The organism is Flavobacterium oncorhynchi (genome assembly GCF_002217355.1).
Lineage (GTDB): Bacteria > Bacteroidota > Bacteroidia > Flavobacteriales > Flavobacteriaceae > Flavobacterium > Flavobacterium oncorhynchi.
The window spans coordinates 35,687-61,649 of sequence record NZ_MUHA01000022.1; the positions used below are offsets into that span (position 1 = coordinate 35,687).

23 protein-coding genes and 2 tRNA genes are annotated in these 25,963 nt (G+C 32.1%); 14 read left to right on the forward strand and 11 right to left on the reverse strand.

All coding sequences use genetic code 11. From position 1 onward, the window contains the following. Positions 1 to 15: 15 nt before the first annotated feature. From B0A75_RS14190 to B0A75_RS14220, 7 genes are all read right to left on the reverse strand, one after another. Positions 16 to 579: a phosphatase PAP2 family protein gene (locus B0A75_RS14190; RefSeq protein ID WP_089054938.1), complete on the reverse strand. Its 564-nt coding sequence runs from the start codon at positions 577 to 579 to the stop codon at positions 16 to 18. A gap of 1 nt (position 580) precedes the next feature. Then, positions 581 to 928: a Sec-independent protein translocase subunit TatA/TatB gene (locus B0A75_RS14195; protein WP_089054939.1), complete on the reverse strand. Its 348-nt coding sequence runs from the start codon at positions 926 to 928 to the stop codon at positions 581 to 583. Positions 929 to 1,031: 103 nt separating this feature from the next. Further along, positions 1,032 to 3,269, reverse strand: coding sequence for a M1 family metallopeptidase (locus tag B0A75_RS14200; RefSeq protein ID WP_089054940.1), 2,238 nt, complete (start codon positions 3,267 to 3,269; stop codon positions 1,032 to 1,034). A 66-nt stretch (positions 3,270 to 3,335) separates the two neighbouring features. Next, positions 3,336 to 3,839 carry a DUF6702 family protein gene (locus B0A75_RS14205; RefSeq protein ID WP_089054941.1) on the reverse strand — a complete coding sequence of 168 codons (504 nt, stop codon included), beginning with the start codon at positions 3,837 to 3,839 and terminating at the stop codon, positions 3,336 to 3,338. Then, positions 3,839 to 4,594: a hypothetical protein gene (locus B0A75_RS14210; RefSeq protein ID WP_089054979.1), complete on the reverse strand. Its 756-nt coding sequence runs from the start codon at positions 4,592 to 4,594 to the stop codon at positions 3,839 to 3,841. The genes B0A75_RS14205 and B0A75_RS14210 overlap by 1 nt, the downstream gene beginning before the upstream one ends. Further along, the gene (locus B0A75_RS14215) at positions 4,584 to 5,276 is read right to left on the reverse strand and encodes a carboxypeptidase-like regulatory domain-containing protein (RefSeq protein WP_089054942.1); all 693 of its coding nucleotides are present in this window, start codon (positions 5,274 to 5,276) and stop codon (positions 4,584 to 4,586) included. Before B0A75_RS14215 ends, B0A75_RS14210 begins: the two co-directional genes overlap by 11 nt. A gap of 22 nt (positions 5,277 to 5,298) precedes the next feature. Continuing rightward, positions 5,299 to 6,045, reverse strand: coding sequence for a carboxypeptidase-like regulatory domain-containing protein (locus B0A75_RS14220; protein ID WP_244284404.1), 747 nt, complete (start codon positions 6,043 to 6,045; stop codon positions 5,299 to 5,301). Between the two features lie 163 nt (positions 6,046 to 6,208). Here B0A75_RS14220 and pepE point away from each other — a divergent pair, with 163 nt between their 5' ends. Continuing rightward, positions 6,209 to 6,916, forward strand: a complete 708-nt coding sequence (gene pepE, locus B0A75_RS14225; RefSeq protein ID WP_089054943.1) for a dipeptidase PepE — start codon at positions 6,209 to 6,211, stop codon at positions 6,914 to 6,916. A gap of 136 nt (positions 6,917 to 7,052) precedes the next feature. Here pepE and B0A75_RS14230 read toward each other — a convergent pair. Both B0A75_RS14230 and B0A75_RS14235 read right to left on the reverse strand, forming a co-directional pair. Next, a tRNA-Gly gene (locus tag B0A75_RS14230) sits at positions 7,053 to 7,125 on the reverse strand. Between the two features lie 107 nt (positions 7,126 to 7,232). Further along, positions 7,233 to 7,305 (reverse strand) — tRNA-Gly (locus B0A75_RS14235). A 136-nt stretch (positions 7,306 to 7,441) separates the two neighbouring features. Between B0A75_RS14235 and B0A75_RS14240 the strand changes: the two genes are divergently transcribed. Together B0A75_RS14240 and B0A75_RS14245 are read left to right on the forward strand one after the other, a co-directional pair. Then, on the forward strand, positions 7,442 to 7,879 hold the full coding sequence (locus B0A75_RS14240) for a GNAT family N-acetyltransferase (protein WP_089054944.1): 438 nt from the start codon (positions 7,442 to 7,444) through the stop codon (positions 7,877 to 7,879). 1 nt (position 7,880) lies between these two features. Then, entirely contained in the window at positions 7,881 to 9,464 is a 1,584-nt protein-coding gene (locus B0A75_RS14245) for a L,D-transpeptidase family protein (RefSeq protein WP_089054945.1), read from the forward strand. Here the strand turns inward: B0A75_RS14245 and B0A75_RS14250 are convergent. Further along, positions 9,453 to 10,178: a murein L,D-transpeptidase catalytic domain family protein gene (locus B0A75_RS14250; protein ID WP_089054946.1), complete on the reverse strand. Its 726-nt coding sequence runs from the start codon at positions 10,176 to 10,178 to the stop codon at positions 9,453 to 9,455. The genes B0A75_RS14245 and B0A75_RS14250 overlap by 12 nt on opposite strands. 491 nt (positions 10,179 to 10,669) lie before the next feature. On the opposite strand from B0A75_RS14250, the gene gpmI reads away from it, so the two are divergent. The 5 genes from gpmI (at position 10,670) to B0A75_RS14275 (ending at position 17,398) form a co-directional block, all read left to right on the forward strand. Next, on the forward strand, positions 10,670 to 12,187 hold the full coding sequence (gene gpmI, locus B0A75_RS14255) for a 2,3-bisphosphoglycerate-independent phosphoglycerate mutase (protein WP_089054947.1): 1,518 nt from the start codon (positions 10,670 to 10,672) through the stop codon (positions 12,185 to 12,187). Positions 12,188 to 12,311: 124 nt separating this feature from the next. Continuing rightward, on the forward strand, positions 12,312 to 12,983 hold the full coding sequence (locus B0A75_RS14260) for a TetR/AcrR family transcriptional regulator (RefSeq protein ID WP_089054948.1): 672 nt from the start codon (positions 12,312 to 12,314) through the stop codon (positions 12,981 to 12,983). Between the two features lie 16 nt (positions 12,984 to 12,999). Then, complete coding sequence (locus B0A75_RS14265; protein ID WP_089054949.1) at positions 13,000 to 14,670, forward strand: peptidase domain-containing ABC transporter; 1,671 nt, start codon at positions 13,000 to 13,002, stop codon at positions 14,668 to 14,670. Next, entirely contained in the window at positions 14,664 to 16,010 is a 1,347-nt protein-coding gene (locus B0A75_RS14270) for an HlyD family secretion protein (RefSeq protein WP_089054950.1), read from the forward strand. Before B0A75_RS14265 ends, B0A75_RS14270 begins: the two co-directional genes overlap by 7 nt. Next, complete coding sequence (locus tag B0A75_RS14275) at positions 16,010 to 17,398, forward strand: TolC family protein (protein WP_165765129.1); 1,389 nt, start codon at positions 16,010 to 16,012, stop codon at positions 17,396 to 17,398. Before B0A75_RS14270 ends, B0A75_RS14275 begins: the two co-directional genes overlap by 1 nt. Before the next feature lie 82 nt (positions 17,399 to 17,480). Here B0A75_RS14275 and B0A75_RS14280 read toward each other — a convergent pair whose 3' ends face one another. Then, positions 17,481 to 18,734 (reverse strand): DUF445 domain-containing protein, encoded by a 1,254-nt coding sequence (locus B0A75_RS14280; protein ID WP_089054951.1) that lies wholly within the window; start codon positions 18,732 to 18,734, stop codon positions 17,481 to 17,483. Between the two features lie 199 nt (positions 18,735 to 18,933). Between B0A75_RS14280 and map the strand changes: the two genes are divergently transcribed. The 6 genes from map (at position 18,934) to apaG (ending at position 25,865) form a co-directional block, all read left to right on the forward strand. Beyond that, the gene (map, locus tag B0A75_RS14285) at positions 18,934 to 19,752 is read left to right on the forward strand and encodes a type I methionyl aminopeptidase (RefSeq protein ID WP_089054952.1); all 819 of its coding nucleotides are present in this window, start codon (positions 18,934 to 18,936) and stop codon (positions 19,750 to 19,752) included. Positions 19,753 to 19,821: 69 nt separating this feature from the next. Beyond that, positions 19,822 to 20,196: a GxxExxY protein gene (locus B0A75_RS14290; RefSeq protein WP_089054953.1), complete on the forward strand. Its 375-nt coding sequence runs from the start codon at positions 19,822 to 19,824 to the stop codon at positions 20,194 to 20,196. Between the two features lie 81 nt (positions 20,197 to 20,277). Continuing rightward, entirely contained in the window at positions 20,278 to 21,051 is a 774-nt protein-coding gene (locus tag B0A75_RS14295; protein WP_089054982.1) for a class I SAM-dependent methyltransferase, read from the forward strand. Between the two features lie 113 nt (positions 21,052 to 21,164). Continuing rightward, positions 21,165 to 24,065, forward strand: a complete 2,901-nt coding sequence (locus tag B0A75_RS14300; protein ID WP_089054954.1) for a DEAD/DEAH box helicase — start codon at positions 21,165 to 21,167, stop codon at positions 24,063 to 24,065. A 74-nt stretch (positions 24,066 to 24,139) separates the two neighbouring features. Next, positions 24,140 to 25,399 carry a type IX secretion system plug protein gene (locus tag B0A75_RS14305; protein ID WP_089054955.1) on the forward strand — a complete coding sequence of 420 codons (1,260 nt, stop codon included), beginning with the start codon at positions 24,140 to 24,142 and terminating at the stop codon, positions 25,397 to 25,399. Between the two features lie 79 nt (positions 25,400 to 25,478). After that, the gene (gene apaG / locus B0A75_RS14310) at positions 25,479 to 25,865 is read left to right on the forward strand and encodes a Co2+/Mg2+ efflux protein ApaG (RefSeq protein ID WP_008467225.1); all 387 of its coding nucleotides are present in this window, start codon (positions 25,479 to 25,481) and stop codon (positions 25,863 to 25,865) included. Positions 25,866 to 25,963 lie beyond the last annotated feature (98 nt).

Below are 25,963 nucleotides of genomic sequence, written 5' to 3' on the forward strand. Positions count from 1 at the left end.
CATCTTAAAATAAATCTATCCTGGAAAATATTGCGGTTTTAATCTTCGGTAAGCTAAATAAATCAAGAAACCAAAAAGAGCTCCAAAGAAATACCCCGTTAGAATATCACCTGGATAATGCAATCCTAAATAAATTCGGCTGTAAGCAAAAACTAAAGGCCATAAGAACAAGAAGCCTAAATACTTGAAATGGCGTTTTAAAACCAAATACAAGAAAGTAGCAACTGCCATTGTGTTTGCTGCGTGTCCTGAGAAAAAGCTGAATGATTTTCTAACCTGAACAACTCTAATAATTGAATTGATATTAGGATTATTACAAGGACGTAAACGCTGAAATGTATGTTTGAATAAATTAGTAGTTTGATCTGTAAACGCAATTAAAACTGCAATAAAAAGCAGTAAATACAAGGTTTGCTTTCCTCCAATTTTTTTATAAATAAGATAAAACATTAATAAAAATAATGGAGTCCAATACAATTGATTGGTAATAATCAGCCAAAGTTTATCGTAAGTTTCAGAACCAAGTCCGTTTAGATATACTAATAAATTTACATCTAATTCTTGTATTTTTTCAAGCATATTATCTTTGACGTTTTACTGGTCCTGAAATTGAATCTATATCTTCTTTTACTTTATCGATTTCTGTTGCTGTATCTCCAAGCAGATTACCAGTATCTCCTAATATATTTGATTTCGCATCATTTATCTGCGCATTAATATTACCTGTTATATCAGTCAAAGACTTTGCATCAAGTCCATTAGCTTCAGCTCCTTTTTGAATTTCACTTTTAATATCGTTGGTTGCATTTTTTAACTGAGCCATTGCTTTACCCATAGTACGAGCAATTTCAGGCACTTTATCAGAACCAAAAAGCATTAAAACTATAAACAGTATGAAAATTAATTCTCCTCCTCCTATACCAAACATAACTTTTATTTTTGTGTGCCACAAAGATATTAAATTTTGCAGCTTGCCGTTTTAAAATTTCCTTAAAAAAAAAGACTCTTTTCAGAGTCTTTTAGCTTTATTCTTAGTCAAACTTTGACTTTTGTTCTATTTTTGGCCAAGAATTATTCGTTACATCAATATCAGCGGTTAATAATTTTGGATCTATCTGAATACTTTTTATTGCTTTTGAAACTGCATAAACTTTCTTAGCTGTATCATTGTTTTTTCTCCAAATTTGCGCAGGATATTTGTAATTATCTTTTGTACCATCTTCATAAGTTATTTCAACAAGAATTGGCATAATCATACCTCCCGGTTTATTAAACTCAACTTCATAAAAATACTTAGGCGATTTTATGCTTGCTTTTTCTTCAGCAGTAAATGTTTGATCAACATAATCTGCTAGAGGCTTAATATCCTCAACATCTAATGCTTTTTTCTTAGAAGAACTTACCTCTGCATTATCTCCTGAGACTAAATATACAAAAGGACCTTTTTCAAAACCAAAACGGCCTTTTCTAACTTTTACATCTTTAATATCTGCCGTTGGCGTATCAGAAACGTAATATTGTTTAACATCTTTAATTCCGATGTCTACAAAATCAGTTGAATAAAACCAACCTCTAAAGAACCAATCTAAATCTACAGCCGAAGCATCTTCCATTGTTCTAAAGAAATCTTCAGGAGTTGGGTGTTTAAATTTCCATCTGTTTGCATACGTTTTAAAAGCATAATCAAACAGCTCTCTTCCCATAACAACTTCTCTTAAAATATTAAGACCTGTTGCAGGTTTTCCGTAAGCGTTATTTCCAAATTGGTGAATTGTCTCAGAGTTAGACATAATTGGCTCTAAAAACTTTTGATCGCCGCTCATGTAAGGAACAATATTTTTTGCAGGTCCACGTCTTGATGGAAAGTTTGGATCTAATTCCTGTTCAGCCAAATATTCTAAAAACGAGTTTAAACCTTCATCCATCCAAGTCCATTGACGCTCATCTGAGTTTACAATCATTGGAAAAAAGTTGTGGCCAACTTCATGAATAACCACACCAATCATTCCGTTTTTAACCTCTTTACTAGTCACCCCGTTTTCATCAGGACGCCCATAATTCCAACAAATCATTGGATATTCCATACCTTGATCCTCTGCAGAAACTGATACTGCTTTTGGATAAGGATAATCAAAAGTATGTGATGAATAACTTCTTAAAGTATGTGCAACGGTCATTGTAGAAGTTTCTCCCCAAAGCGGATTTGATTCTTTTGGATAAACAGACTCTGCCATTACAATTTTATTGTTCAATTTTACAGCCATTGCATCATAAATGAATTTTCTTGAAGATGCAATTCCGAAATCACGAACATTTTTAGCGCTGAATTTCCAAGTTTTTTTCTTTTCAGAAAATCCTTTTTCAGCGACTTCGGCTTCGGCTTGTGTAACAATTACAACAGGTTTGTCAAATGATTTTTGAGCCTGTTCGTAACGTTTAACTTGCTCAGCTGTAAAAACTTCACTTCTATTTGTTAGCTCTCCAGTGGCATCAATTATATGATCTGCAGGAACTGTAATATTTACATCAAAATTCCCAAAAGGCAGTGCAAATTCGCCACTTCCCCAAAACTGCATATTCTGCCAGCCTTCAACATCATTATATACCGCCATTCTTGGGTAAAACTGCGCAATTACATATAGTTTATTACCATCTTTTTCAAACAATTCATAACCTGAACGTCCGCCTTCTTTTCTGTAATTATTAATGTTGTACCACCATTTTACTGAAAATACAATTTTCTCTCCTGGTTTTAAAGGCGAAACCAAATTAATTCGCATCATAGTTTCATTGATCGTATAAGACATTGCATTTCCTTTTGCATCTTTTACTTGTTCAATATTAAAACCACGTTCTAAATTTTTCTTTAAATATTTAGTAGAAAAACCTTCAAGCGGTAAAACTTGATTAATTTTTTCACCTTCAGCCAATGAAGTCTGTGTGTTAGCTTTAGCCTGATTTTGATCTAACTGCACCCATAAATACTCTAAACTATCTGGTGAATTGTTAGAATAAGTAATCGTTTCATAACCACTTAATTTTGAATTTTTATCATCTAATTCAATATCAATTTTATAATCTGCCTGCTGCTGATAGTATGCTGGTCCGGGCGCACCAGATGCTGTACGAAACATATTAGGTGTTGCCAGCAAATCGTACATCTGGCTAAACTTATTTGTATCGTATTTGCCTTGTTGTCTAGGTGCTGTTCCTTTTTCCTGAGCAATTAACATGGCAGGAAAAATTAATAATAATGAAAGTTTTTTCATAAAAATTTAATGGTAATTTTATCTGGGTGTGAAAATAATAATTAATATACTCATTTAACTTATAAATTAGTATTTTAACAATTCTTTCCTTGAAGATCCTGTAAAAAGCACACTCCTTTTAGTTCCAAATGCTGTAATATGTGTAATATTCTGCTGTTCAGCATTCCAATCGACCAAAATGGTATTTACAATTTCGATTGTCTTAAACTTTTCAACATCTTTTATTCTCGAATAACACACCAAAACATCACCTTCAACCTCTTTAGACAAAAAGACAACTGGTTTTGTTTGTCCGTTTACTTTAATCGTAAAATTTTCAGAAAGATATTTTTTAAGCAAATCAGCATCCGCAGGAGTTTCACGCTCTGTACCTACAAATGTTTTTTTATGGTACTTTTTCTCCATACCATTATTCAAATCATCAATAAAAATTCGAGATGTAATTTGAATCATTTTTTTTTCTGCCGCATATTCAACCTGAAAAACACCTACATAAAACTTATGAAAGGCAAAAGCCGAAAGCGAAAGAAATAATAACCCAAGTAAAGGATAAACGAACCTTTTTTTCATTACTGCGGAGAATTCACCTTTTTAAACTCCTTATTTTTATTAATCATAAAATCGATCAATTCAAATTTTTCTTCTGGCTTAAGATGCCTTTTAGACTCAGGATCATTAGAACAATACATTAAAAACAAATCAATTTCATCTTCTTTCAAACCTAGGGTTTTTGTATAAAAATCTGATTTAAAATTGGCTTTAGAATATTCTACAAAAGCAATATCAGATATCACTTCTTCTTTAACTTCTTTATTTTTCGAAAGAAGTTTTTTTACATCCTTAAATATTCTAACGAAATCAGTTCCGTATTTAATTGTTTGATCAGAGTACATTACAGTATTCTTTGCTGTAGACTGCTTATCATCTTCAAACTGTATATCAACAAGAGCCTGTGAGTTTCCGCCTTGAAAAGCTTTAACTTTTAAATCTTTTCGAACCAAAACTTCTTTCAATTCATTGCTTACCAAATCTAAAGGCACTGAAAAAAGAATTTGAGCACAGTCTTTCTCCGTTAAAACAATTTTCTTTGACTGAAAAGCTAAGCCTGTAAACAACAGCGTATCTTTAGGTCTTGCCATAATGTCAAACAACCCGCCAGAACCAATAAATGTTCTGATTTTGGCATTTACATTCATAACATAACCGCTTTCTATAGCTAGCGATCCGTTAACAACCTGACCATGCAAAGAGGTTCTTGAATTATTTTGACCAAACATTACTTGACAAAACAAGCAGATAACAACAATTGTAATTTTATTTTTCATTTTCAAGGATTATAAGATATTTACGAGCCAAATCAGTAATTAAAAACATGCTCATTGTTTTATTCTTAGTATTCAAAGATACAGCAAATTCAGTATCATCTACACAAAATAATTGAAATCCTTTAATATCATTAACTGGAATTTTTAATCTTTCAGTATAATAGTTCTCCTCAAAAAGATATTCTATTTTTCTAAAAAGCATCTCTTTTTTCTCCACATTTATCTCCTTTTTCAGCATTGCAGTCCGCCCCGAAATTCCGTTTAATATCTTATCTACCGATGTAGATGTTGCAGTATACACTTTTCTTTCGGCAGGCGTGTACGTTTTTTGCCCATGAGGTACAATTCCTAAATTTTCAGCCGTAATACCGTAATTATCATTAACCACAACTTCTTTTAACTCAATTTCTTTTGCTGTCATTTTAATCGAAAGCAAACTCAAACTAAGATCAGCAATTGTAATCCGACGTTTTACAGGATCTAAATTTACTGCCGAAAATACCAAAACATCTCCTTCTTTTACCGAAATTGAAAAACGTCCATCATTGTCAGAAACAGTCGCAATCTGTGTATCATTATTGATAATATTCACACCCCCGATTGGAGTAGACTGCTCAAATATTTGCCCCGAAATCACTTTTCCATTGCCATTTTGTCCAAAACAAATTTGAACAAAGCACATAAAAAAGGTTATATATAAAGTATTACTTAAGTTCACTTGCAATTATTTCTTTGTATTTTACCGCCAGCTCTCCTAACAAAAACTCTATAGAAGTTTTATTTTTCGAATTCAAAATAGCTGTAAACCTTTCATTATCGACAGCATAATATTCAAATCCTTTTACATAGTCTAGCGGAATCTTCAGTCTGTTAACAAAATGATCCATACTAAACATATTCTCCAAAAGCCTCATAAAAGCTTCTTTCTTTTCGACAGCGACTTCTTTTTTAAGCATTGCTGTGCGGCCCGAAAGAAAATTCATTAAAGGATCAGCAGTCAAACCACCTCCTGGAGCTTTTAAATCCGTTGCTGTATGCAATTTCCTTTCGGCTGCTGTATATCTTTTTTGCCCTTCTGGAACAATTCCTAAAGAAACAGCATTTATTCTGTCGTATCTCTTTACAATTACCTCTTGCAATTGATTCATAAGTAAACTCATTTTTACAATAAAATTCAGCTCGGTAAAATCAGCAGCAGACAACAAAACTCTATTTTCTTTAAATTGTATAGATGAAAAAACAAGCGTATCATCAGCTTTTGCCATAATCGAAAAAGCACCAGAAGCATCTGTAGTAGTCATTGTTTCTGTTTGTGCATTTACAACATAAACACCTTCCAAATCATTGGTATTAGCCATAATTTTTCCATTCAAAACAGAGCGTTCTTGATTTTGAGACCACACGTTTTGACTCATAACAGCAACAAAAAAGCAGACAACTTTTGTAATCAAAATAAAAAATCTTAGAATTTTATTAAAAAGGTAAAAATATCCTAATGTATTCCAAATTTAATATTAATGAGTTGGTAAAAATATGTTAATTAACCAAAGTTAAACACACTCAGAAAGCTAGATTTTTAATACCTTTAACATACAAAATCAGAGTTTAAAAATTATGAAAAGCATTATCATTGCAAGCACCTCTACTTTACACGAAGGCAGCTATTTAGAATACTTATTACCGACATTACAAATACATTTTAAAAACTGTAAAAGCATTTTATTTATTCCGTACGCACGTCCCGGCGGAATTTCTCATGACGAATACACACAAAAAGCCGCGCAGGCTTTTGCATCAATCAATATAAAACTGCAAGGAATTCATGAATTTGAAAGTCCAGAAAGCGCCTTAAAAAATGCTGAAGGAATATTTACAGGCGGGGGAAATACTTTTTTACTTGTTACACAATTGTACAAAAACAACATTATGCAATTGCTTTCTGAAACTGTAAAAAATGGAACTCCATATCTTGGAACAAGCGCCGGAAGCAACATATGCGGACTATCTATGCAGACAACTAACGATATGCCAATTATTTATCCTCCAAGCTTTCAAACTTTAGGATTAATTCCATTCAACTTAAATCCGCATTATTTAGATCCCGATTTAAACTCTAAACATATGGGAGAAACGCGCGAAACAAGAATTAAGGAGTTTCATGCTTTTAATTCAATTCCAGTTTTAGGCTTAAGAGAAGGCAGCTGGCTGGAAGTAAAAGGTGAAAAAATAACTTTAAAAGGAAGCTTACAGGCTCGTTTATTTTTACAAAACGAAACACCGACAGAACTAGAAACTGAAAGTAATTTAAGTAATTTAAAATAAAGATTCCAATATTTTAAATTCTAAATTCCAAAATTAAAGGAATAAACATAAAATTGGGATTTAGAATTTAGAGTATTAGAATTTACATTTAGTTTAAAAACAAAAAAGCCTCAAACAATGTTTGAGGCTTTTGAAGAGCGAAAGACGAGGCTCGAACTCGCGACAACCAGCTTGGAAGGCTGGAGCTCTACCAACTGAGCTACTTTCGCATTAACAGGGTGCAAATATAAACAATTAAATCATTCTAAAAAATAAAAATCAAAAAATTATTTAATTTTGGTAAAAAAACCGAAACGATTAAATTTCGGTTTTTTAGAGCGAAAGACGAGGCTCGAACTCGCGACAACCAGCTTGGAAGGCTGGAGCTCTACCAACTGAGCTACTTTCGCATTACTGTGGTGCAAATATAGAAAATAAGTTAAGTTCAAAACAAGCTTTTTCGCAAAAAAAATCAACAAAAATCAACATTTAATTATAACACATTTAAAATTAAAAAGTTATAAAAACAATTATTTTTCAAAAATCATGAATATCATCAAAGAAATCCCATCAAAAGAAACTTATATCGTACGCCAACCTGTTTTAAGAAAAGGAAAACCTATAGAAAGCTGCATCTTTGAAGGAGATGATCTTAAAACAACTCATCATTTTGGCTTGTTTCAAAGCGAAAATTTAACAGGAATTATTTCGTTATTCACTCAAACCAACCCTATATTTGCCGAAAATTTACAGGCTCAAATTCGCGGCATGGCAATTTTAGAGAATCACCAAAAAAAGGGATTCGGAGAAGCTTTAGTAAAACATTGTGAAGACTATTGTAAACAAAATAAAGTCGATTTAATTTGGTTTAACGCTAGAACCGCAGCGGTAGGTTTTTACAAAAGAATGAACTATGAAGTTCTGGGCGAACCATTTGAAATAAAAGATGTTGGAGAACATTATTTGATGTTTAAAAAAATATAGAATGAAAAAAATTTACCTTTTATTGGTACTATGCAGTTTGATTAGTTGTAAAAAAGATACTCCTAAAACAACACCCGTTGTCGTAAAAAAAACGCCGGCAATCATACTTACTGATGAAAGAACAGTACAAATTGATACCGCATTAATTGGTGCTTTTAAAAGTGAAACTTTAAAACAATTTTACAACTCTTCTGAGAACAAAACGGTCTGGGGAAATTTAAAAAAGAGAAATTACGTACTATCACAACTAGAAAAATCAGATGAATTAGGCTTAGACCCCGAAGACTACAAAGCATCTAGATTAAAAAAGTTTGAAAGCAAAATAAGCTCTCTGAGCGATTCTGACTTGGCCACTTATGACATATTATTGACTTATAATTTTGAAAAATACCTAAATCATCTTTATAAAGGCAAACTTGATCCTAAAAAAATATATACAGACTGGGATTTAGACGAGAAAACATTTGATGTTAACAATGTACTAATTAAAGCTTTTAACAAAGACAAATTAGACAGTATTGTTGATAATATCCAACCTAAATCGCAAACTTATAAACAGCTGTTAAAAGCATTGGAAATCATTAAAACTTTTCCAGATGACGAAATCAAAAACATACAATCTCTTGAAAAAATCACTTTAAACGACACCAATTCTGCTTTAATAAACATAAAAAAAAGGCTTTTATTCTGGAATGATATGTCAGGAAAAGACAGCCTGACAAACATTTATAATCAAAAGACATTTGAGTCAGTTAAAAAATTTCAAGAAAGACACGGCCTCGCTCCCGATGGAGTTATCGGACAAGGAACTATAAATGCTTTAAACTATTCTAAAGAAAAAAGAAGACAGCAAATTATTGTCAATTTAGAGCGATGGAGATGGTTCCCTACTGATTTAGCCGAAGAATACTTCATTATCAACATTCCGAATTACAGCTTAGATGTTGTCGAGAATCAAGACACTATTTTATCAAGAAATATTGTCGTTGGAACCAGTAAAAGAAAAACACCAATTATTACATCGGTACTAAAAACTGTTGTTTTTAACCCAACCTGGACAGTTCCTCCTACAATTCTAAAAGAAGATGTCGTTCCTGCAATGAAACGCAATCGAAATTATTTAGCCAATAAAAGCATCACAATTTATGATACCACTGGAAACATAGTAGAGCCAACTGCGTGGAACGAAAACAAGCCTCATAATTATCGTTATGTACAAAGTCCAGGCTATAATAATTCATTAGGATTAATGAAAATTTTATTCCCAAATCGTCACAGTGTTTATCTTCATGACACAAACCATCGCAATTACTTTGGAAGAAACAATCGTTCTTTAAGCTCTGGCTGCGTTCGTGTTGAAAATCCACTTGAATTAGCAGAACATATTTTAGATGATTCTGAAAAGTTTTCAAAAGAGAAAATCGACACAATAATCGCTTCCAAAAAAACAACGAGTGCAAAAATTACCAAAAAATACGCCTTATACCAATGGTATTGGACAGCTTGGAGCAAAAAAAATCAGCTCATTTTTAGAGCTGATATTTATAATCTAGATTCGGATTTGTATGCTAAACTAAGAAATTAGCCTCTCCTCCATCGTAAAACTTCTTGATGGATGATAAATATACAAACATGATTTATCTTTTATTGTTTCAATTATTTCATCTGTCAATTCAACTGGAACTGCTGGACAACCTTGGCTTCGACCTAATCTTTTATGATCTCTAATAAAAGATTCAGATACATAATCAGCACCATGCATTACAACCCCTCTTTCGCGAGCATTATCATTTAAACCTCTTTCTAAACCATCTAAACGCAATGAAGCTCCATGTTTTCCTTTGTAAATTTCGCCAGTAGCGTAAAACCCTAAGCTGCTTTTAAACGATGAATTTATATTTGAAAACGCTGATGCAAATTCTTCTCCCGTATTTCGACCATGAGCAACTAACGAATTGAACAAAATTTTATTTGTTGTCATATCAATTACCCATAAACGTTTAGTATTTGATGACAAACTAAAATCAATTAATGTTAAAATGTTTTTTTGAACAATCCCTCTCTCTTTCAAAAGGTAAAAACCTTTTAAAGCTTCAGTAAAAGTTTTAAGTTCCGGAACATTAAAATTATTAGTATCTAATGTTTTATAAATATTTTCGATTTTTGCCTCAACTGTAAGGTTCTTTTCAACCTTAGCAATGGTTTTAGTCGTTGCATTTTTAATTTCGGGTGTGTTTTTTGAATCTTTTCCAAAAGATAATAATAAAAACACAAGCAGTGGATAAATTTTGTAAATCATTGAATTTCTTTAGGTTAATAAAAAATCTGGGTATGGCAAAAATATAAATTATTTACAGTCGCCAAAATAGAAGCCTGAAAATCAAGCCTTTTTTGTTTAAATTTTAACATAATTAACATAAAAAAGGGTATTCCTGTAAGATATTTACTTACCCCTAAAACACAAACTTTCCCGCCCAAATTCTTAAAGAAAATACAATTAAACTTTTTCTTCTAGTTATCAGAAAGCTAAATTTCAAAAGAAAACATAAAGAGATTTTGCAAAAAATCACAATATTATCTTCCTTTTAAAAGCCGACACACCATTTCAACACTTTGATACTGTCAAAATAAAGTTCATAAAAAGACCTTAGCGTGAATTAATTTTAAAAAATAAAGACTTCTATAATTAAATTATTACTTTTTAATACGCTTCATTTTATTAACCATAAATGTATCGATGCTTTCACGCAAATTTTAGAAATGACTTATCTTTGTAAAAAACAAAAAGTAATGAACAAAAAAGTTATCCTTATGATTTTAGATGGTTGGGGAAAATCTCCTGACCCTAAAGTATCTGCAATAGACAATGCAAATGTTCCTTTTATAAACAGCCTTTACAAAGATTACCCAAATGCACAACTTCGTACTGACGGCTTAAACGTTGGTTTACCCGAAGGTCAAATGGGAAACAGTGAGGTTGGGCACATGAACCTTGGTGCAGGAAGAATTGTGTATCAGGATTTAGCCAAAATAAATTTAGCAGTAGCCCACAAAACACTTGCTAAAGAACAAGTTTTGATTGACGCTTTTACCTATGCTAAAGAAAACAATAAAAAAGTACACTTTTTAGGATTAGTTTCTGATGGAGGTGTTCACTCGCATACTTCTCACTTACGTGGTTTAATTGACGCTTCGCAAGAATATGGTTTAGACAAAGTTTACATACACGCTTTTACTGACGGACGTGATGTTGACCCAAAATCTGGAGCTAAATACATTCATGATTTAGAAGATTATATTAAAGATACTCCTGTAAAAATCGCTTCGATCATTGGCCGCTACTACGCAATGGATCGTGATAAACGATGGGAACGTGTAAAATTAGCCTACGATTTAGTTGTTAACGCAGTTGGAACTCCATCAAAAAATGCAGTTGCAAGCGTTCTTGAAAGTTATGAAAAAAACACAACAGACGAATTTATCGAGCCTGTTGTTATGGTAGATGAAAACGAAAAACCTCTTGCAACAATTGAAGAAGGCGATGTTGTTATTTTCTTCAATTTTAGAACTGATAGAGGGCGCGAACTTACTGAAGCGCTTTCACAACAAGATTTTCACGAGCAAAACATGCACAAATTAAACTTGTACTATGTTACACTTACAAACTATGACGAAACTTACCAAAATGTAAAAGTTGTTTATAACAAAGACAACATTACCGAAACTCTTGGTGAAGTTTTAGAAAAAGCTGGTAAAAAACAAATTCGTATTGCTGAAACTGAAAAGTATCCTCACGTAACATTTTTCTTTTCTGGTGGAAGAGAAACTCCTTTTGAGGGCGAATCTCGTATTTTAAGAAACTCTCCAAAAGTAGCAACTTACGATTTACAACCAGAAATGAGCGCTTATGAACTTACAGACGCACTTGTTCCTGAATTAAATAAAGGCGAAGTAGATTTTGTTTGTTTAAATTTTGCAAACGGTGATATGGTTGGACACACTGGAATTATGAGTGCTGCAATCAAAGCTTGCGAGGCTGTTGATGCTTGTGTAAAACAAGTTATCGAAGCTGCTCTTGCAAATAATTACACTACAATTGTAATTGCCGATCACGGAAATTGCGAAACAATGATTAATCCTGACGGAAGTCCAAATACTGCACACACAACAAATCCAGTGCCGATTATTTTAGTTGACAAGGATTTGAAAAACATTCAAAATGGTGTTTTAGGAGACATTGCTCCTACTATTTTAGAATTAATGGGAGTACCACAACCAAATGCAATGACCTGTCATTCATTACTGTAAACTCCGTTTAGATAATTTTTTAAAAGCTGTTCTTGATTTAGAGCAGCTTTTTTTTTGCAAAAATAAAAGCTAAATATTCTTTATTAATAGTAATACTATTATCTTTGCACTTAAAATAATTTTTATGGAAATTATACTATCGAATCTAAAAATCCAAATAAACGAAAAGATCTATGTAAAAGATCCCGAAACATCGGCATTGGGAAAAAAAATAATCGAACAGAGTATTCTTCTTATCGACACCATTGGTTTTGACAACTTTACATTTAAAAAATTAGGCGAAAAAATAGGATCAAACGAAAGTTCGATTTATCGTTATTTTGAGAACAAGCATAAACTCTTAGTTTATTTATCTTCTTGGTATTGGAGCTGGATCGAATACAAATTAGTATTTACCACTACCAACATTATAGATAAAAATGAAAAACTAAGAAAAGCCATCACATTAGTTACTGAAAAAATAACAGATGACATTGCAACAGATCATATAAATGAAGCTGTTTTAAACAAGATAATAATTGCTGAATTTACAAAAACACTTCATACTAAAGAAGTTGATCAGGAAAACAAAGAGGGTTTTTTCTTAATTTACAAAAGGGTAATCAATAGGATTGTTACCATTGTAAAAGAGGTTAATCCCAATTATCCATATGCAAAATCACTAGTTTCAACAATTGTTGAAGGAAGTTTACATCAGCACTTTTTAACAGATCATTTAAAAACAATTACCAATTGTAATGAAACGGTAACAACCACAGAGTTTTACATCAATCTTGCAGAAAACGTTTTACGCTAACTATAAAAAAATCAACATGACACCTTTAAAACGATTTTACAATTTACTTCAATTAGACAAAAAAGACATATACCAAATCTTTTTCTACGCCATTTTTGCTGGTTTAGTCAGTTTGTCGCTTCCTTTAGGAATTCAGGCTATTATAGCATTTATACAATCTGGAAGAGTAAGTGCATCTTGGATTGTACTTATTATTTTGGTTGTTGCCGGAGTTGCGCTTGTTGGACTTTTATCATTGATGCAATTGCGAATTACTGAAAATTTACAGCAAAAAATCTTTGTTCGTTCTTCCTTTGAGTTTGCGGCTCGTTTGCCAAAAATAAAATCTGAGGAATTATACGGCACTTATCCGCCGGAGTTAACAAATCGCTTTTTTGACACTTTAAGCATTCAAAAAGGTACATCAAAATTACTGATTGATTTTTCGGCAGCTTTACTCCAAATTACATTCGGATTAATTTTACTGTCTTTATATCATCCGTCCTTTATTGTATTTGGTTTATTGCTGTTCCTGCTTTTGTTTTTCATTTTTAAATTTTCATACAAATCTGGTTTAGAAACAAGTTTAAAAGAATCCAAATTCAAATACAAAGTTGCTGGCTGGCTGCAAGAAATGGCGCGTAATAATTACAGTTTTAGAAATGAATTAAACTATGATTTTGCTCTTCAAAAAAACAATAAGATCGTAAACAACTATATCAATTATCGTGAGAAACATTTTAATGTGATCAAAAAACAATTTACCCAATTGATTGTTTTTAAAATCATTATTACGGCAAGTTTACTTTCTATTGGCGGATATTTAGTACTAAGTCAGGAAATGAATATTGGACAATTTGTGGCGGCAGAGATTATTATATTATTAGTAATTACCTCGGTTGAAAAAATCATTCTTGGGCTCGAAACCTTTTATGACGTTTTGACTTCTGTTGAAAAAATTGGACAAGTAACTGATTTGGAATTAGAGGAATATATTGAATCTAAAAACGACACTTGTTATACGAATATCACCTTAGAAACTGAAAACTTAAAATTTAAATTTCCAGATTCTCCAATCTATGCTCTAGATTCTATATCTCTTAAAATAGAACAAGGTGAAAAAATTGTAATTGATGGTGAAAACGGATCTGGAAAAACAACTCTTATTAGATTGTTATCTGGCTTATTAAAGCAAAGTTCTGGCGCGTTTTACATCAATGACGATACATTCAAAAAAATAGACATTAAACAATATCGCTCACAAATTGGAACAATTATCCACAACGAAACACCATTTGAGGGAACCATTTTTGAAAACATAACTTTTAATGATCCCACAATAAGTTCCGAAGATTTAAAATGGGCACTTGACGGAGTGCAGCTGAGTTCGTTTATAAAACAACTGCCAAAAGGTTTAGATACCCATATTTATCCTGAAGGAAGACAACTGTCATCCTCTAATGCACAGAAAATATTATTAGCCCGAAGCATCATTCATAAACCAAAAATACTTTTTTATGAAGATCCAACTGATACTATGGATGAAAATGTTGCTAACGAAATTATAGATTTTCTTACTTCAGATAAAAACAAGTGGACCATTATTGTTTCATCCAAAAATCCGCATTGGAAAACAAAATCAACACGAAAAATAACAATGCAAAACGGTCTTATTCTACTTGATCAAAAAAACGATATGCCATGCTAAACATTTCTGACAATAAAACCAGACTGCAGTCTCTTGAACGATACGAAACTGTAAAAAACCTAAGTAACAGAACTCATTATAAAATTTTAAATAAGATTATAATAGGTACTTCAATTCTAGGAATAATTGCTCTTTTTCTGCCATGGACACAAAATGTTTCGGGATCAGGATCTGTAACCACTTTAAAACCTAATCAAAGACCACAATCAATTCAAAGTGTTATTTCTGGTCGAATTGAAAAATGGTATGTACAAGAAGGTGATTTTGTAAAAAAAGGAGATACCATTTTATTTATTTCTGAAATAAAAGAGGATTACATGGATCCTAATTTGGTCGAAAATACCAAAAATCAGGTAGAAGCAAAGAAAAACTCTCTAGAATCATATGACGAGAAAGTACAAACTCTTTCAACTCAAATTCAAGCTATTGAAAGCGAAAAAAGGTTAAAACTAGAACAAGCAAAAAACAAAGTCAGACAATCTCTTTTAAAAATAAAAAGCGACAGTATTGATCTTGTTGCCGCAAGAACACAACTGCGAATCGCAAATACACAATACAATCGTTCTGTTCAGTTAAACAAAGAAGGCTTAAAACCGCTTACTGATGTTGAAGAGAAACGTTTAAAACTGCAAGATGTTGATGCAAAAATCATAACACAAGAAAACAAATTCTTATCAAGCAAAAATGAGTACATAAACGCTAAAGTTGAAGTTAACCGAATTTCGGCTGAATATGCTGAAAAAGCAGCTAAAGCAAAAAGCGATCAATTTACCACGCTAAGCAACAAGTTTGACACTGAAGCTCAAGTAAGTAAACTAGAAAACCAATACACGAATTACAGCTTAAGAAATGGCATGTATTACATTAAAGCCGCGCAAGACGGCTATATCAACCGAGCTTTGCAAGCAGGATTGGGCGAAACGGTAAAAGAGGGAACTCCAATTGTAACGATAATGCCATCTCATTATGATATTGCGGTTGAAACGTATGTAAATCCAATAGATTTACCTTTAATCAAAAAAGGCGAAAAAGTCCGCGTTTGGTTTGACGGCTGGCCGACAATTGTATTTGCAGGATGGCCGGATATATCATACGGAACTTTTGGAGGAAAAGTTGTAGCGATCGAAAATTTTATCAGCACAAATGGTAAATACAGAGTTTTAATTGCTCCCGATCCCGCAGAAGCACATTGGCCTAAGCAATTGAGCATTGGTTCTGGTGCCCAAACAATTGCTTTACTAGACACGGTGCCAATTTGGTTCGAAATCTGGAGAACTTTAAATGGTTTCCCTCCTAATTATTACAAAACTGGCGAAAAAGAAACTAAAGAGAAAAAATAATGAAACGGATACTTATAGCTTTTCTATTTTTGAGCTGTACGGTTTTTGGCCAGCAGCCCATATCTAAAGAACTCACCTACGATGAGTTTCTTGGATATGTAAAAAAATACCATCCTTTGGTAAAAAATGCCAATTTAGAAATCAGTAAAGCACAAGCCAACTTAATGATGGCAAGAGGTGGTTTTGATCCAAAAATTGAAGTAGATTTTAGTCAAAAACAATTTAAAGACAAAGAATATTATTCTATTTTAAACAGCAGTTTTAAAATCCCAACTTGGTATGGAATTGAGTTAAAAGCTGGATTTGACAACAATGAAGGTGTTTATCTTAATCCTGAAAACACAACGCCTAATCAAGGTTTAACTTCGTTTGGAATCAGTGTTCCTGTTGGACAAGGATTATTTATTAATCAACGAATGGCCGATGTTCGCAAGGCAAAAATTCAGATAAAACTAAGTGAATCTGAACGAAAACTTGAAGCTGTCAGCGTTTTGTATGATGCTTCTCTTGCTTATTTCAATTGGAAAAAGAATTTTGAAGAAATGAAACTGTATGAGACTTATAATAAAAATGCCGAAATACGTTTGGAAGGAATTAAATCTTTGATCAATCAAGGCGACAAACCCGCAATTGATAGTATTGAAGCAGGAATTATTGTAAAAAACAGAACCCTGAGTCTTGAAGATTCTAAACTAAAATTAGCTAAAGCAAAACTAGAATTATCAAATTTTATGTGGCTTGACAACAATATTCCTCTTGAAATTTCAGATGAACTTGTACCAGAAACTGCCCTCGAAAGCACATTGCAGGAAACGCTAAAAACAAACGATCTTCTGCAAAAAGATTTCAGTTTAGAAACGCATCCGAAACTAAATGCGATGCAGAACAAAATAGACATCTTGAATGTAGAAAAAGATCTGAAACAAAATATGCTGCTGCCAAAAATAAACATTGGTTACGCTTATTTATCGGAACCAAATTACATCGACAACTATAAATTTGACGATTACAAAATTGGTCTGGAATTTTACTTTCCTTTATTTCTGCGAAAAGAAAGAGGAAGTTTGAAATTAGCAAAATACAAACTACAAGAAAACGAATTTGCGTTAGCATTAGAAAAAACACAATTGACTAACAAAATCAGTGCTCAAAAATTAGAAATCAATTCGCTTACAAAACAGAAAAAACTAGCTAAAGATTTAGTCGAAAACAACTTGACAATGCTAAATTCTGAAGAACGTTTATTCTCATTTGGAGAAAGCTCGTTGTTTTTGATTAACACTCGTGAGAACAATTTAGTAAGTGCAAAACTTGCTTCAATAGCACTGGAAAACCGCTTTTATATCTCTAATTCTGAGCTTTTCAAAATCATGGCAAATCCTGACTGATTTTAAACCATATAAGTGATGTAAGTTATTTAAGTTGCTGCTTTTGCTCTATTTTTTAAATGAACTTATATCACTTATATTGTTAAACTATAAAATAATGATACGTCCATTCGACCGCATAAATTACAAGACCAATAAGTCCGCCAACTAAAGTCCCGTTGATTCTTATATATTGAAGATCTTTACCAATTTCCAATTCTAGTTTTTCAGAAACCTCTTTACCATCCCAACTTTTTACGGTAGAAGAAATCAAATCGCCAATAACTTTTTTATTATTTAAAAGAACAGACAAAAGATCATTTTTAATAAAATTATTGATCTTATCAATCATATGCGAATCTTCCTTTATTCCGTTCCCAAAACTTTGAATTAATCCAGCAATACTATTTTTAATAGACGAATCTTTCCCTTTATTCAAATCATTAGAAATCGATAGTTTTATTTCGTCCCAAATTCCATTGATATAGTCTTGAACTTCTTTTTTTCCAACAAAACTTAAAATCATATTATTGATCTTAACTCTCATTTCTTCAGAGTTTTTTACCTTTTCTAAAAAATTATAAACGTATTCATCAATTTTAATTCGTACCGCACTTTCGGGATTTTTGGCTTCGTTCAGAAAGTCTTGCAATCCATTAAAAACGCCTTCAGTAATACTTTTATCAGCAAGACCAAAACTCAAAAACGGAGTTGACGCTTTTACTTTTTTTCGAATCAAGTCTTTATTATTCGTCAGTTCGGCACTCATAACCGTCAAAAGATTCGTCAATAATTGATCTTTTACATTTCCTTTTTGCAAAGGCTCTAAAGCCAAAGCCACCCAATCTCCAAAATTAATCCCTTCAAGTTTTGCCGCAAATTGAACTTGAATAAATCGCTTTACATCCTCATCTTTTATCGTTCTTAAAACTCCCGGAATAATATTTATGGCAACAACATTTGCAATTTTATCTGCATTTTCCTGCTGTGAAAGCCAATCTGATGCTTTTGCTGCAAAATTGAACTCATCCAATTTAATTTCCAGTTTTTCACGATTTAGAAATTCTTCTGAAACAAAATTTCCAAGATTTTCTCCAATCTCATTTTTCTTGGTCGGAATAATAGCAGTATGCCAAATTGGTATTCCCAGCGGATGACGAAACAAAGCCACAACTGCAAACCAATCGGCAATTCCACCTACCATCGCTGCCTCGCTGAACGCCTGAAGCATCGGTATTTTATAATAAATTGCTATGATAAAAAGTAAAACGGCAATACCTAAAAGCGATAAAGCATTTCTCTTCATTTTCTTTAATGCTTTTACTTTAGCAATATCCTGATCATTTGAAATTTCCATGATTATTGACATTTTACTACTAATTTATGGCTTTTTTCTGAGATATTAAATTTTAAAAGTTTGCCGCGAATTTCACGAATTTACACGAATTATAATTTAATAAAATTATTCACACAATACAATTAGTGTAAATTCGTGAAATTCGTGGCGAAAAAAATAATATAAAATTGTACTTTTGCGAACTGAAAATGGGAAAAATATGATTATCCAAAAAACTAGAGAAGAAATCGAATTAATGCGCGAAAGTGCTTTGATCGTATCAAAAACATTAGGAATGATTGCTTCTGAGATAAAAGAAGGAGTTACAACATTATATCTTGACAAATTAGCCGAAGAATTTATCCGTGATCACGGTGCAGTTCCAAGCTTTTTAGGACTATATGATTTTCCTAATTCACTTTGTATGAGTCCGAATTCTCAGGTTGTTCACGGAATTCCGAATAACACTCCTCTAAAAAGCGGTGATGTAATCTCGGTAGATTGCGGGGCATTTAAAAATGGATATCACGGAGATCACGCCTATAGTTTCGAAATTGGAGAAGTTGCACCTGAAGTTAAAAAACTTTTACAGGTGACAAAAGAATCTCTTTACGTTGGAATTAGAGAATTTAAAGCAGGTAATCGCGTTGAAGATGTTGGAAATGCGATTCAAAAATACACAGAAGCTCATGGTTACGGAGTTGTACGTGAATTGGTTGGACATGGTGTTGGGCAAAAAATGCACGAAGAGCCAGAAATGCCAAATTACGGAAAACGCGGTCGTGGAAAACTGTTCGTTGAAGGAATGGTAGTTGCAATTGAACCAATGATCAATCTTGGGACTAAAAACATTAAACAACATAAAGACGGCTGGACAATTACAACTGCAGATGGAAAAGCCAGTGCACATTTCGAACATGACGTGGCGCTAGTTGATGGTAAACCTGAATTATTATCTACTTTTCAATACATCTACAAAGCTTTAGGAATCGAAAGCAATGAAGAAGACGAATTTAGAAAAGTGCCGCTTGTTTTATAACACGGATTTCACAAATTAGCACGAAATATACTTTGTCGAAATTTCACAGAAAAAAAGGATTGATGAATGATGAGTGAATTATATTTAAAGGATGAGTCTTATAAAATTATTGGAATCTGTATGGAAGTCCATAAAATTTTAGGAAAAGGACACAGTGAAAAGGTTTATGGTGATGCTTTAGAATATGAGTTTCAACGAAACGAGATTCCTTATAATCGTGAATTAAAATACAATATTACATACAAAGACATAATATTGCCAAGTTATTATTTTGCAGACTTTGTTATTTTCGATGAAATTATATTAGAACTCAAAGCAATAACAGCTTTATCAACAAGTGAAATTAAGCAGACTTTAAATTATTTAGCTGCATCAAAAAACAAATTAGGTTTGTTAGTCAATTTTGGAGAAGACAGCCTTAAATACAAAAGAATAATACTTTAACCCAAATTAAAAGTTCGTGAAATTTCACCACAACACTAATCCGTGTCAATTTGTGAAATTCGTGTTCAAATTTATTTAACTGTGAAAAAACTTTTCAAATTAGTTTTAAATACTATTCCAAGACCTATATTAATTCGTTTAAGTTACGTGGCACGTCCTATTTTAGCTTTATCGCTGAAAGGAACTAAATTTACTGATCCTATTGACGGAAAAAGCTTCAAATCGTTTTTGCCTTACGGATACGGAAAACAACGTAATAATGTACTTTCGCCAAGTACACTTTCGTTAGAGAGACACCGTTTGCTTTGGTTGTACTTAAATGACCAAACTGATTTTTTTACAGCACCTAAAAAAGTACTTCATTTTGCTCCGGAACAAGCTTTCTATAAACTATTCCGCAAACAGAAAAATCTTGATTATACAACAACCGATTTGTTTTCGCCTTTGGCAGATGTAAAAGCAGATATTTGTAATTTGCCTTTTAAAGACAACGAATACGATGTGATTTTATGCAATCACGTTTTAGAACATATTCCAGACGACACAAAAGCAATGCAGGAATTATTTAGAGTTTTAAAACCGGGCGGAATGGCGATTCTTCAAATTCCACAGGATTTAAACCGTGAAGTTACATTTGCCGATGATTCCATTACAGATCAAAAAGAACGTGCTAGAATTTTTGGACAATACGATCATGTTCGCATTTACGGACGTGATTATTTCGACAAATTAAGAAGTATTGGTTTTATTGTAATTGAAGAAGATTACACCAATAAAATTGCACCAGAACTGGTAGAAAAATATTGTTTAGCAAAAGGAGAAATTATTCCGCTTTGCTTCAAACCAGAAAATTAATTTTTTCTCACCATATAAGTGACACAAATTCATTTAAAAAGTTTTCAAAATAGCAATAATTTGAAAACTTTTTAATTTTACGCGCCTTACCAAATCAAACCAAATCTTAAATCTTGGAACCTGCAAAATCATATCAATTTTGTTTTGACATCAGTTTTGAAAAAAACCTAAACACTCACATCCCGACCGCATATATTGTCGAGAACACTGATGAAATCAAATACTTAAACAAAAAAGCAAGCGTTGAAGTACTTGAAAGTTTTGGAATCGCATTTGAAAGCTTAGATTCCAATACAAAAAAAATATTGACTGCCTGCGAATCTTTAAAATTGGAGTACATTTTTAAAAAATTCAGCGCAAAAGTAAAATCGGCAAAAACCATTGCCGATCTACAGAAAGATTCTAAAATTGATTTTGCCATTCGTCAGTATTTAAACTTTAATTTAAGTTCATTTTATAATCTAATTGTAAAAGAACAATTTCCGCTGTCTATAGACATTGGACCTGAGAAGGATTTTTATCGTTCCAGAGTTGATGCAAATCCACTGCATTTTGAACCGCTGATTCAGTTCGACAAACATTCTGAAGGAATCACTTATACCCTTTCTTTAAAAGAAAATGAAACTGTTTTTCTGCCGATGAACAGTAAAATTGATATTCTTTTAAATGAACCGGGCTGGCTGATTATCAATAAAAAATTAGGACAGCTAAAAGATCTAAACACTAAAAAACTACAGCCTTTTTTAACTAAAAAATCTATAGAAATACCTTCAAAACTAGTCGATAATTTTTTCAAGAATTTCATTCCTGAAATAGCTAAAAAAATCGACATAGAAGCAACAGGTTTTGAGGTTGAAAATCGTGACAAAATTATTTCCTGCGCGATTCAGCCCGTTTATGATTTCTTTAAAAACTGTTATTACCTCAACCTTTATTTTGATTACAATGGTTATACATTTGATGCAGGTAAAAGTAAAAAAACACATTCATTCGTTGATTTCAATGCTTCAAGTGAACCTAAAATTATCCAGTTCAAACGAAGTCCTGACGAAACTTTATATACAGAAAAACTACTTGAACTTGGTTTAATAAAAATCAAAAATGAATTATTTGGATTAAATGCTGCAATAGAAACTCCAGATCCTTATCTCAATATTCAATTTATTATTGATCATAAAGAAGAACTTGAAAGTTTGGGTTTTACAATTGAAAATCTAAAACTAGAAAGCAAGGAAATTATTACCGAAAATCATACTGTTCTAACTTCAAAAGAAACTGCTGGAGATTGGTTTGATATCAAAATAATAATCAAAATTGGGGCGTATACAATCAATTTCAGTGAAATTATTCCCAATATAAAAAGCAAAGAAAGACTCTTTTTACTGCCTGACGGAAACTATTTCTTGATTCCGCTAGAATGGTTCAGCAAATACAGTTCACTGGCAAAATTAGCCAAAACAGAAAATGGGAATCTGCTTTTGCGCAAAAGCAATTTTGCGGCCTTGGACACGATTACAGAAATCAAAAATGAAGTTATTCAAAAAGCTGAATATGTCTCTTCTGAATTACTGAAAGCAACTTTAAGACCTTATCAAATTGATGGTGTAAAATGGCTTTTAGGTCATCACAACTCTAATTTGGGCGCTTGTCTTGCGGATGATATGGGACTTGGAAAAACGTTACAAACTCTCGCAGTTCTTGTTGCTGTTCAAGAACAATTAGGTTTTACAACAAAAACCACAAATTTTGATTTGTTTGCCAATGAAACTACGATAGAAAGAGAACCACTTAAAGCTTTAATTGTTTTACCTTCTTCACTTGTTTTTAACTGGTATAACGAATCTGCAAAATTTACTCCGCACTTTTCAAAAATGCAATATGTTGGTAATGACCGAAAACAATTAGCCAGCAGATTAGCTTCAACTGATTTAATTTTTACGAGTTACAGCATTATACATCGTGATATTTCGATTTTAGAAAAATACGACTTCCGTTATTTGATTTTGGACGAAAGTCAATACATAAAAAACAAAGATTCTAAGATTTTTAAAGCTATAAATAAAATTGACACGACTCATAAAATGGCGCTGAGCGGTACTCCAATTGAAAACTCGCTTGACGATTTATGGTCGCAGATGCAATTTATAAATCCAGATATTTTAGGCAGTTATAATTTCTTTGCTGCCAATTTTAAAATTCCGATTGAAAAAAAACAAGATGAAAATATTTTGTCTGAACTAAAAAATCTTGTTCAGCCTTATATCTTAAGAAGAACTAAAGAACAGGTTTTAAAAGATTTACCTGAATTATCGGAGCAGATTTATTACTGTACTATGGATCCTGAACAGGAGAAATTATACGAAAAAGAAAAATCTAAAGCGCGTAATTTTTTACTTAAAACGGATGGTTCTAGTCCTGACAAAATCAGCATTATCAATACGTTGATGAAGCTGCGACAATTAAGTAATCACCCAAAAATGGTCGATCAAGATTCAGAAATCGATTCTGGAAAATATATCGCTGTTACAAATTATTTAGAAACTTTAGTAAAAGGAAAACAAAAGGCGATCATTTTTAGTTCATTCGTCACAAATCTAAGTTTCTACACTGATTGGTGTAAGGAAAATAAAATAGAGTATTGCGAAATTACGGGTGAAACTCCTGCTCATAAAAGAGAACAGCAGGTAAAACTATTTCAGGAAAAAGAAAATCCTTTGTTGTTTTTTATTTCACTTAAAGCTGGCGGCGTTGGATTGAACATTACTAAAGCTTCTTATGTTTTGTTTTTAGATCCGTGGTGGAATCCTTTTGCAGAAAAACAAGGAGTTGGCCGAGCGCATCGAATTGGACAGCTTAACAAAGTCAATGTTATAAGATTTATTTCGAAAAATACGGTTGAGGAAAAAATAATCAAGCTGCAGGAAAACAAAAAACTGCTGTCTGATTCGCTTTTGGAAGAAAGTTATATTAATGACGAAATTGAAGCTAATTTAGAGTACATTTTAAATTCTTAATACGTTAAACCAATAAAACAGTCTATTTTTCGTTATATAAAATTGTTATATTTACAATCTTACAACGTAATAAGATGCCAAAATTTTTATATACAAGCTTATTTTTTATTCTAATTTTCACTTTGGCGAAAGCCCAAAATGTTCAGAAAGAAATTGATCCGCCTTACAATATCAAAACTGTTTCGTTTGTACAAAACGGCAATAATGTTGTTCCTATTTTTGAATTAGGATCAACATTTGAATTTCAATTTGATGATTTATTTGGAAGCGAAGCCAATTATTACTTCGAAATTACTCATTGCGATTACAATTGGATTCCGTCAGACATTCCAAAAACAGATTTTCTACGTGGTTTTGATGGTCAGAGAATAACTGATTATTCTAATTCTTTTAATACGCTTCAAATTTATTCCCATTATAGACTTCTGTTTCCAAATCAGTTTACTACGCAGCTGCGAATTTCTGGAAACTACATTTTAAAAATTTTAAATGAAGATAAAGAAGTTGTACTTGCAAGAAAATTTATTCTGTTTGAAAACCATTGCACCGTTGCAGCTCAAGTAAAAAGAAGCCGCAACCTCAGCAATATTGATTTTAAACAGAATCTTGATTTTGCAATAGTTTCAAATGATATTACTTTTCAAACGCCGACACAAAATGTAAAAGTTCTTTTATTGCAAAATGGAAATTTCAATACTGGAATAAAAAATGTTCCACCACAATATACAATTGGAAATCAACTTGTTTACAAATACGATGCTGAAACTCAGTTTTGGGGCGGGAATGAATTTTTATATTTTGAAAACAAAGACATTCGAGCTGCTAACAATAATGTTGGAAAAGTAGGAACCAGTAACGATGTTTATAATTCATATTTGTACACAAATCGTGCTCGAGGCAATCAGATCTATACTTTATATCAAGATGTTAACGGTAATTTTGTAGTTAAGAATATAAACGGATCAAATAACGATATTGAGGCTGATTATGCATGGGTTTACTTTTCACTTTCGGCTCCTGCCTTTAGACTTAATAAAGATATTTATATAACAGGAATGTTTAATAATTACAGTTTATCGCCAGAATACAAAATGGATTATAATACTGAAAAAGGCATTTATGAAAAGGCTGTAATGATAAAACAAGGTTTTACTAATTTTCAATATACAGTAGCTGATAAAAAAGGAAACATCGATAATGAAAATGCTATTGACGGCAATTTTTATCAAACAGAAAATGAATATACAATTTTGGTTTACTATAAAGAAAGCATAGATCGTTATCAAAGAGTTATAGGAAAAGGAAATGCAAACTCAATAAATATCGTAAATTAAAACATTGTTAAGGTTTTAGGACAAAAGATTTTTTTTTGTAGATTTGCATATATAATATACACATATTTACTACGTTAGTATGGTTTCTCAAATTACAAGAGGCATAAAAATATCTGTTTTGACTAGTTTTGAAGGAACTTACTTCAAAAACTACAAAATTCACTTTGCTTTTAGTTACGTAGTTACAATCGAAAATCATAGTAAAGATTCTGTTCAGTTAACATCTCGTCATTGGGAAATTTTTGACTCTCTAAATGATTTAGAAGTTGTTGACGGCGAAGGTGTAATTGGTAAAAAACCAGTTTTAAAACCGGGAGAAAATCACACTTATAGTTCAGGCTGTTTATTATCGTCACCATATGGCGCTATGAAAGGTCATTTTAATATGATCAATTTTACTACAACAAAAACATTCAAGGTTATTGTTCCTACTTTTAGAATGTGTGCTCCTTTTGCTTTAAACTAAATCATAGTTTAAAGACTGTATTCTTTTTATCGTTATCTAAATCATAAATTTATCAAATTATTAATTTATCCTTTGTACTTTTGTGCGACGTTAGATTA